The organism is Polynucleobacter sinensis, assembly GCF_001595985.1.
GTDB classification, from domain to species: Bacteria; Pseudomonadota; Gammaproteobacteria; order Burkholderiales; family Burkholderiaceae; genus Polynucleobacter; species Polynucleobacter sinensis.
In genome coordinates this window covers 131,375-139,929 of sequence record NZ_LOJJ01000005.1, presented here as the reverse complement: position 1 = coordinate 139,929, position 8,555 = coordinate 131,375, and the positions used below count along the sequence as shown (strand labels likewise).

Annotated in this window: 8 protein-coding genes; 6 read left to right on the top strand and 2 right to left on the bottom strand. The window is 42.0% G+C overall.

Annotation, left to right across the window (positions count from 1 at the left end):
• Both AOB49_RS07870 and AOB49_RS07865 read right to left on the bottom strand, forming a co-directional pair.
• The coding region (locus AOB49_RS07870; protein ID WP_156471376.1) for a DUF7507 domain-containing protein at positions 1–793 on the bottom strand (793 nt) is incomplete at its 3' end.
• A gap of 152 nt (positions 794–945) precedes the next feature.
• Complete coding sequence (locus tag AOB49_RS07865; RefSeq protein ID WP_062309671.1) at positions 946–2,298, bottom strand: TolC family outer membrane protein; 1,353 nt, start codon at positions 2,296–2,298, stop codon at positions 946–948.
• Positions 2,299–3,031: 733 nt separating this feature from the next.
• Here AOB49_RS07865 and AOB49_RS07855 point away from each other — a divergent pair.
• The 6 genes from AOB49_RS07855 to AOB49_RS07830 all read left to right on the top strand — a co-directional run bounded on the left by AOB49_RS07855 (position 3,032) and on the right by AOB49_RS07830 (position 8,550).
• Positions 3,032–3,736 (top strand): Crp/Fnr family transcriptional regulator, encoded by a 705-nt coding sequence (locus tag AOB49_RS07855; RefSeq protein ID WP_172793417.1) that lies wholly within the window; start codon positions 3,032–3,034, stop codon positions 3,734–3,736.
• A 349-nt stretch (positions 3,737–4,085) separates the two neighbouring features.
• Positions 4,086–4,718 carry a hypothetical protein gene (locus tag AOB49_RS07850; RefSeq protein ID WP_062309665.1) on the top strand — a complete coding sequence of 211 codons (633 nt, stop codon included), beginning with the start codon at positions 4,086–4,088 and terminating at the stop codon, positions 4,716–4,718.
• A 76-nt stretch (positions 4,719–4,794) separates the two neighbouring features.
• On the top strand, positions 4,795–6,159 hold the full coding sequence (locus tag AOB49_RS07845; protein ID WP_062309663.1) for a site-specific DNA-methyltransferase: 1,365 nt from the start codon (positions 4,795–4,797) through the stop codon (positions 6,157–6,159).
• Positions 6,149–6,586, top strand: a complete 438-nt coding sequence (locus AOB49_RS07840) for a DUF5681 domain-containing protein (RefSeq protein WP_062309662.1) — start codon at positions 6,149–6,151, stop codon at positions 6,584–6,586. Before AOB49_RS07845 ends, AOB49_RS07840 begins: the two co-directional genes overlap by 11 nt.
• Entirely contained in the window at positions 6,583–8,028 is a 1,446-nt protein-coding gene (terL, locus tag AOB49_RS07835) for a phage terminase large subunit (RefSeq protein WP_062309660.1), read from the top strand. The genes AOB49_RS07840 and terL overlap by 4 nt, the downstream gene beginning before the upstream one ends.
• A 159-nt stretch (positions 8,029–8,187) precedes the next feature.
• Entirely contained in the window at positions 8,188–8,550 is a 363-nt protein-coding gene (locus AOB49_RS07830; protein WP_062309657.1) for a DUF3489 domain-containing protein, read from the top strand.
• Positions 8,551–8,555 lie beyond the last annotated feature (5 nt).

The following is an 8,555-nucleotide window of genomic DNA, read 5'->3' as shown; positions in this document are numbered from 1 at the left end:
CATCAGTCAGCACGACCCCAGTTAAGGTCACATTACCAGCATTAGCTACAGTGATAGTGTAGTTAATCACATCACCAGCACCATCAGCCGAAGAGAGGCTAGCTACTTTAGTGATCGTTAAATCTGGGGCAGGAATATCAACACCAAGAACACGAACAGAAAATTCTTCAAAACCCCCATCAGTGCCTGATAGGGATGCTTCAAAATACAAGTATTCAGGATTGGAGCTGAAATAACTCTTAGGAATGAGCATAATAAGATCAGATCTTCCGCTACCCGTATTGTCATCATAAAGATGGATGGTGGTATTTATTGTCTGAGTATCAAGGGAGTACAGTAAATTAGCCCCAGTACTTGATTGAGTGGCGCTATTAGACCCATATATCTTGAAGCTATTCAGATCAACAAATGGTTTTTGACCGCCATTATTCTCATTAACATCTAAGCGAATTTCATAATATTCGGTGCCACCAATTCCGACCACCGGAATTGAGGAAGTGCTAATTGAACTAGTCCGATTACCAGCAGATGTAATGGCATCACCAGTACCATATGAGCCACCACTATAAAAATTCGTTCCAGATTCTGAAGTAGTTTTCTGAATCGTTAAAAATGGATCAAAAATACCTGTACCAGAGGACTGAGTCTGAAGATAATCATCCCTCCATGTATATAAAATTGTTCCATCGGAAAGAGGCACCCCCGGCGCCTGAGGGAAGAAACCCGCACCAGTATCGATACTTTGTGTCGGTGAAAGTGATTGGTATAAATATATTTCTTGATTTTCCATCATGTATCCCCTAAAAAAAATGAATAGATCAATTTGTGCTGCAGTGGAGTTAGTGTCCAATAAAGTGATCTAAAAATGTCCTCATCGTTGTTGCAAATTTATGATGAATTACTCGTACCAGTAGGAATTAAAAGTTATATATACGCATTAATAACTTATGATTTTTTAAAGTACTGAGCAACCTTTTGAAAATCATTAACCTCGAGAGTGCCACTCAACTGATGAAGCTTTAAAAAAGCTACTAGATAGCTGTATTTAGTTTGCGCAAGATCTCTATTCGCCAAAAATAATGCCTTCTGAGCCAGTAAAATATCTAAATTAATTCGCTCGCCACTAACGACGCTTTTCTTCATAGACTGAACAAGTTGCTCAGATGACTCTTTGGCGCCAACTAAAGCTCTAATCTTTGCTTGACCAGAATGCACTAGGTCATACTGCTTTCGTAGTTCTGTCACAATTCGGTCTTGAGCTACCGCAAAATCCGCTTTGGATTTTTCATAATTAGCATAAGCTTGATTGCTTTTACTAACGATCTCTCCGCCAGAAAAAATTGGTAAATTAACCTGAACACCTACATAATTTTGATTTGTTGTCTGATTAATACTAGACACTGTATTTGAGTTTTGAGTAGTAATTGCGGCAATGAAATTAACAACTGGGTAGTGTCCGGCAATATTTTTACGGTACTCCTGAAGAGCTACCTCTACCTGAGCCTTCATGCCAACTAACTCAGCATTGCTAGCAATTGCCTTTTCTTCCCAATCTTTAAAACTACCCGACTCTATAGCCAAAAATGGAAATTTATCTTTTAGAGAGTTAACGCTCTCATTGGCGCCCAAGGTATTACCTAAAATGGCATTAAGCTTTCGGCGTGCATTCTCGACCATATCTCTTGCATCAATTACTTTTGCCTCAGACATTAGTTGAGCGGCCTTAGCCTCCAAAGAATCCGTCTTTAATCCCTCCCCGTTTTCAAATAGAAAGGTTGAAGTAATTGCCTGCTGTTTAAATGCTTCGTTTTCAATTTTGAGATATTGCAATTGATCCATAGCAAACAATAGATCAACATAAGCCTGAGATACCCGTACCAGGAGGTCCTGGGTGCTATAAATATATTTTGCATTGCTAACCTCAGTCTGAGCTACGCCCTGCTTCCATTTCGCAAAGGCATCTAAACTGATGATTGGCTGAGTTAATTGTGCTGCGGCAAAGTTACTCGGATATCGCCAATCATAAGAAATGTTTGGGCCGCCTGGGTACTGTTGCCCCCACTGTGTCGCCTTGTTGGTAGCCGCATTGTAATTTGCGAGCACCCTAGGAAATAGTGCTGATCGGCCAATATTTTCATATTCAAGTCCCGCCTCATACTCCTTGGTTGCGGAGCGATAAACTGGATCACCTCCTAAGGCAATTTCATAAGCACCCATCAAATCCAAAGCTTTTACAACCGAACTAAACTGTCCAAAGCTACAGAATATTAATAATTGGATGAATAAATTTTTAATCATGAGCCTTATTTGCCAACTAAAGATATGTCTATGAAATCGATCAACCTAAAAATATCAATGACCAACAGTCATCCGCAGAACTGAGTACAAAGTAAAAAGGCAATACCTAAGTTTGATTTATAAAATAATGTAGAAAAAATTTATTGATAAATATCAATATGAGATTTATTTGCACGAATCCCAAAAAAATGTCTTAGAAAAAAATAAATGTGCAAAAAAATTGGGATTGAGCATCAATCTTTAAATCAGAATGTCCTGATAAAAAACGGCCACCATATGGCGGCCGAATCACTTCACGTGGAGACTTCAAATAGATGCGGAGGATGATGTTTGCTGCATTTATTCCTAGAATAAATTGGTCTAAGTTTGCCCCCCGCCATACAAAATTAAACGCTACACCGTACATCACAGTTACTTTATAAATAATCTTCAAAAAAATTATTTGATAAAAGTCAATTTTTTATAAGTACAAAAGTACTAAATTTATTATGGATTACATTAAAAATTTAATTCGTGAAATTAATTTGACATTAATCAAAATTTTGAAAATGTAAATTCGTATTCTGATTTTCCTTTTCCAAGAAATATGGAAATCATAGAGTCTAAAAGGGAATTCAAAATGCAGCCTTTAATAAGATTAAATGATCAGCCTTTCACATCAAAAAAAAATGATCTCTTTACACCTTGCGTCAGCTGCATATCCAGGGCTAATTGCTTACATAAAACTCTAAATTTGGAAAAGTTAGAAAGGTTGCCAAGCCAATACGTTCATAAATTCAAGATCAAAAAAGGGGACCCAATTTTTCACTGCGGTGATGACATTCATTCTATTTATAATATGAAAATTGGATTTGCAAAGGTGGAATTCACTCTACCTAATGGACAACATCAGATTAATCAGTTTGTAATGCCTGGAGACTTAATAGGTCTAGATGGAATTGCAGATGGAAAGCATCACTTAGATGCCTATGCTCTTTCTGATGGTGAAATGTGCGGAATTTCATTCAGTCAAATTAAAAATATCATGAAAACAGATCCTGATTTTTCGGTGATCATAGAAAGATGTATGAGTGAAATTCTCAATAGAGCTCAGGAGCATATTTTTTCCTTAGGCACACATAGCGCAGAAGAAAAGTTGGCATTTTTTTTAATTCATTATCGCAATCGACTTGATAAGTTGAATATGAGAACTGATGTCTTGAGGCTACCGATGAGTAGGGAAGATTTAAAAAGCTATCTTGGAGTTACAACGGAAACCTTGAGCAGATCCTTTACCTATTTAGAAAAAAGTGGCTATATCAATGTTAAAAATCGTGATATTAGTTTTGTGGATGATGCTGGACTTGAGAAATTTCTATCCACTAAGGAGAATATTTATCAATCTTGTCACCAAATCTATGGCGGCAAGAAGTTTAACTCTAACCTCACATTTAGATAGAGATCGTCGTACCCATTTAGGTATTGCACGCTATAAAAGAATCCTGACATGTAGTTAATGTGTTATAAACTTAAAGCATTTTTTCACTGCTAACTTTTTGAAATCAAGGATATCTAGTTGCTAAAATCCCTTGGCTCTCTTTCTTATAAGTCAATTAACTCGGCCTTTTTAAATATATAACTAATTTCGCATTAACTTAATCATCTTGATTGGTTAAAGCTAAACCAATTAACATAAATAAATGCTTCCGTTCTCATCATACTTTTCTCCTTAACACGGCCGAATAGCCCACATCATAATAGGCAGATGGTTTTCATTGAACTCCACTACTGGGATATAAAATCGTCTCATGAACTCTCAAAAATCTACTGGCCAATTAACCTCTGACCTAACCAAAGCTTTCGATCGTTTGCCCATTAAAGATGATCAGGCAAATCACTTAAACAACCTAATTCAAGTACTTGCCAATGGGGCAAGCAACGCTGTTCATACCCCCTATTCCAATCACTTTATTGATAAACCCGCCACCCTGATTCCAGAGTTAGAGGGTTTACTCAAAAGAACTAGGGACCTAGAACAATTCCTATCGAAGATTCATCAAAGCACAATTTTGGCAATTCCCGATGTCAATGCTAGAGCGCCACTTGAACACGCCTGTCAAAGAATGATTCCAGCGCTAGAGAACGCGCTTAACCGAATTGCATCAAATGACGAGGGGCAAGAAAAAGATATGGGCGGCCGACCCGTTAACTATCGGTCCATTCAACTTGCTGATATTTTGGCAATGAACTACAAACGACTTACTGGTAAAACTCCAACCATTACCGTAGACCCAATATCTGTGGGAAATGTTGCCACAGGTGAATTTTTTACGTTTTTTAAAAGTGTGTTCAATATCCTTGGCGCAAAAGGCAATGCCGAATATTTTGCAAGGCTTGCCATAGATCGCCTAAATCCTCAAAAGGAGATAACCCCTCCCTAAATTTAGAGGTTTTCTCCTTTTCACATTGTGGGATTTTCGTAATACCTTGTCCTTGTATTTTTCACCACAAGGACAAATGATGAAACAAAACAAGCCTACCAACAGCTTTAAAAACCCTGCCGAGCTTTACCCTGACCCACGCAACGCACGGGTGCACAGCAAACAGCAGATCCGCCAAATAGCCAGAAGCATTCAGTCTTTTGGATTTAATGTCCCAGTCCTCATTGATGGCGCAAACCAGATCCTTGCTGGCCATGGACGAGTGGAAGCCGCCAAATTCCTGGGGCTTACACAAATCCCCGTAATTACATTGGATCACCTGACTAAAGAGCAAGCCAAAGCCTTTGCTATTGCCGATAACCGCTTAACGGAAAACGCCACCTGGAATGAAGCTCTGCTGGGCGAAATCTTTTCTGAGCTGAGCAATCTCGATCTGAGCTTTAGCTTAGAGGACACCGGCTTTTCCATGAGTGAAATTGATCTGCACATTGCCGATTTTGAAAATCCCAATCCCGCTTCTCTTGACGATGAGCTACCTACCCCACCCGCCCATATCGTGAGCCAGCTCGGCGATCTATGGTTATTGGGTAAACATCGCATTCTGTGTGGCTCAGCCCTAGAAGACACGAGCTTTGAGAGGCTCATGGTGGGCAAAAAAGCCGATCTCATTTTTACTGATCCACCCTTTAACGTGCCGATTGAAGGTCATGTGAGTGGTAGACGGGATAGCAAAGCTAAGCAAGAAAAACCAAAGCATGCGGAGTTCGCCATGGCCAGTGGCGAAATGACTCCTGCGGAGTTCACCCAATTCTTAGAACGCTCATTGGGACTGCTGACAGCCAATAGCAAAGCGGGCTCGATTCATTATGTCTGCATGGATTGGCGCCACCTACTCGAGCTTCAAAGTGCTGGCTCTTCTGTTTATACCGAACTCAAAAACCTCTGTGTCTGGGTCAAAGATAAAGGCGGCATGGGATCGCTCTATCGTAGCCAACATGAGTTAGTGCTCGTCTTTAAGAATGGTAAAGGCGCTCATCGTAATAATGTGGAGCTGGGTAAAAACGGTCGTTATCGCACGAACGTCTGGCAGTACGCGGGAGCTAATACCTTAAGTCGCCAAGGTCATGAAGGCGACCTGCTGGCCATGCACCCTACTGTCAAACCCATGAATTTAGTGGCTGATGCCATTTTGGATTGCTCGGCCAGGGGCGAGATTGTGCTCGATCCCTTTTTAGGTAGCGGCACTACTTTGTTGGCGAGTGAACGTACGGGTCGCATTTGCTATGGAGTAGAACTCTCTCCCGCGTATGTCGATCTAGCCATTACGCGCTGGCAAGCCATAACGGGGCAAGAAGCCATTCATGCAGCCTCAAACCAAAGTTTTGATGAGCGCCTACTTGCTGTGAGACCAACAGAAGCGGAGGCAAGCTATGTCCAATAACGCCTACCGCGTGGGCTATCGAAGCCCACCCAAAACTACTCAATTTAAAAAAGGAGAAAGTGGTAATCCCAAGGGTCGCCCCAAGGGATCGCGAGGTCTCCAAAATATTATGGTTGAGGAGCTCAAAACGAATGTGACCATTCATGAAAACGGTCGCAGTAAAACCGTCAAAAAAGGCGAAGTGATTGTTAAGCAAATGGTGAACAAGGCTATGGCGGGAGACCATAAGGCCGCTCACTTAGTGCTTGGGGTTTCTCAGCAACACGAGTATCAAGAGGCACTCAAAGAGTCCACCGTGATTGAGACAGTTCCACAAGAAGATCGCATAGTCATGCAAAGCATTATGGAACGGATGAAGCATCGGCTCGATCTCACCAAGAGCACTCATACCAAAGGTGCTGATAGCAAGGATGAGGAAAGATCATGAACGAGCCCATACCACCGCTAACCGAGCAGGAATACCGCATCGTTCTTCGCAATGACTTTCATAGCTTTATCCAGCGATCCTTTTATGAACTCAACCCACAAGGTGAGCTCTTACTTGCTCCTTATATTGAAATCATGGCAATGCATCTTGAAAATTGTCGCCTAGGGATCACCAAACGCTTAATCATTAATATTCCACCGCGCTATCTCAAATCCCACTGCGCTTCTATTAGTCTAGTGGCTTGGCTTTTGGGTCATAAACCAGCAACGCAAATCATTTGCGCTAGCTACGGACAAGATCTAGCAGATAAATTTGGAGCTGATACTCGCGCGCTGATGAAAAGCGCTTTTTATCAACAACTCTTTCCCACACGGCTAGATCCTCGAAAACAGGCCGTAAATGACTTTGCAACTACCAAGATGGGTGGCAGGATGGCCACCTCCGTCGGCGGCGTTCTTACTGGACGGGGCGCCGATTTCATCATCATTGATGACCCACTCAAACCAGAAGATGGTTTTTCTGAAACCAAGCGCAATGCTGTAAATCACTGGTACGACGGCACTTTGTTATCACGCCTAAATAATAAAAAAGAAGGTTGCATTATTGTGATCATGCAGCGCTTACATCAAGATGACTTGGTGGGGCACATTCTTGAGCAAGAGGATTGGACGGTAGTCCGCTTTCCAGCCATTGCTGAGGCTGATGAAATGACTACGGTGAACACTTGGCTTGGCGCGCTGACCTTTTCTCGTAAAGAAGGCGAAGTTCTACATGCCGAGCGCGAACCAAAAACTATGCTGGATGCTACGCGCGAGCGCATTGGGCATTATTTTTTCTCTAGTCAATATCAACAAAATCCTACCCCCGTTGGTGGCTCGATTATTAAGTCTCACTGGCTGATGCGCTATCCGAGCAATCAAGCGCTACCCGAAGGAATTACGATGACAATCCAAAGCTGGGATACGGCGCAAAAAGCGGGAGAGCTTAATGATTACAGTGTGTGCGTAACCATTAGGATGATCGAAGATCGTTACTACATTATCGATGTGCATCGTGAAAAACTAGACTATCCTACACTCAAACGTAGAGTAATAGAAAAGGCAGAGCAATATGATCCCAGGGCCATTTTGATCGAGGATAAATCTTCTGGTACCTCCCTGATTCAAGAACTCAAGCAACTCTATCGCTACAAGATTGAACCGTATTTGCCACCTTCGGGAACGGATAAGGTTATGCGCCTGCATGCCGTATCAGATTTATTTGAAAGTGGTCTGGTATACCTACCTGACCAAGCACCTTGGTTAGCAGAGTATGAGCATGAACTGCTCACCTTTCCGGGATCGCGCTTTGACGATCAAGTCGATGCCACCTCCCAAGCTTTAGCGCACCTACGCCAAAATGGGAATCGCAAGATGATGCTCTGGGCTCGGCTGGCTGGTTAATTTGGAAGCTCTTGCCGCATTTTGGCATTCATCGCTATGGGGTCATAGTCAAGTCAATAACTTCGTCAATTGAGCAGTAATTGACTTGATATGTTCTGGGTATAGAGCGTTACTGGTGTTGTTATCCCAATGGTGGGTTAACAACACCAGGAGCCATACATGCCAAGCATCATCAAGAAAAAAGTCAGTCCAAAAACAACTAAATCAGCCTCGCAAACTAAACCTCAAATCACGGGGCACGCACCCATACCTAAACCTCCAAAACCGCCTAAATTAGCATCACCATCCGTAGCGACGAAAAAGGTTGATGCACCTAAAGCCAGCAGTAAGCAAGCGCAGGTGATTGCCATCCTAAGCAATCCACAAGGCGCAAAACTGCCTGAACTCATGCAAGCCACTGGATGGCAAGCGCATTCCGTGAGAGACTTCTTAAGCGGCACGATTAAGAAAAAGTTAAATCTCAATTTAATCAGCCAAAAAGACGATGGTGCGCAGATTTACCGGATCGCCAGTGGTGACTAAATCCT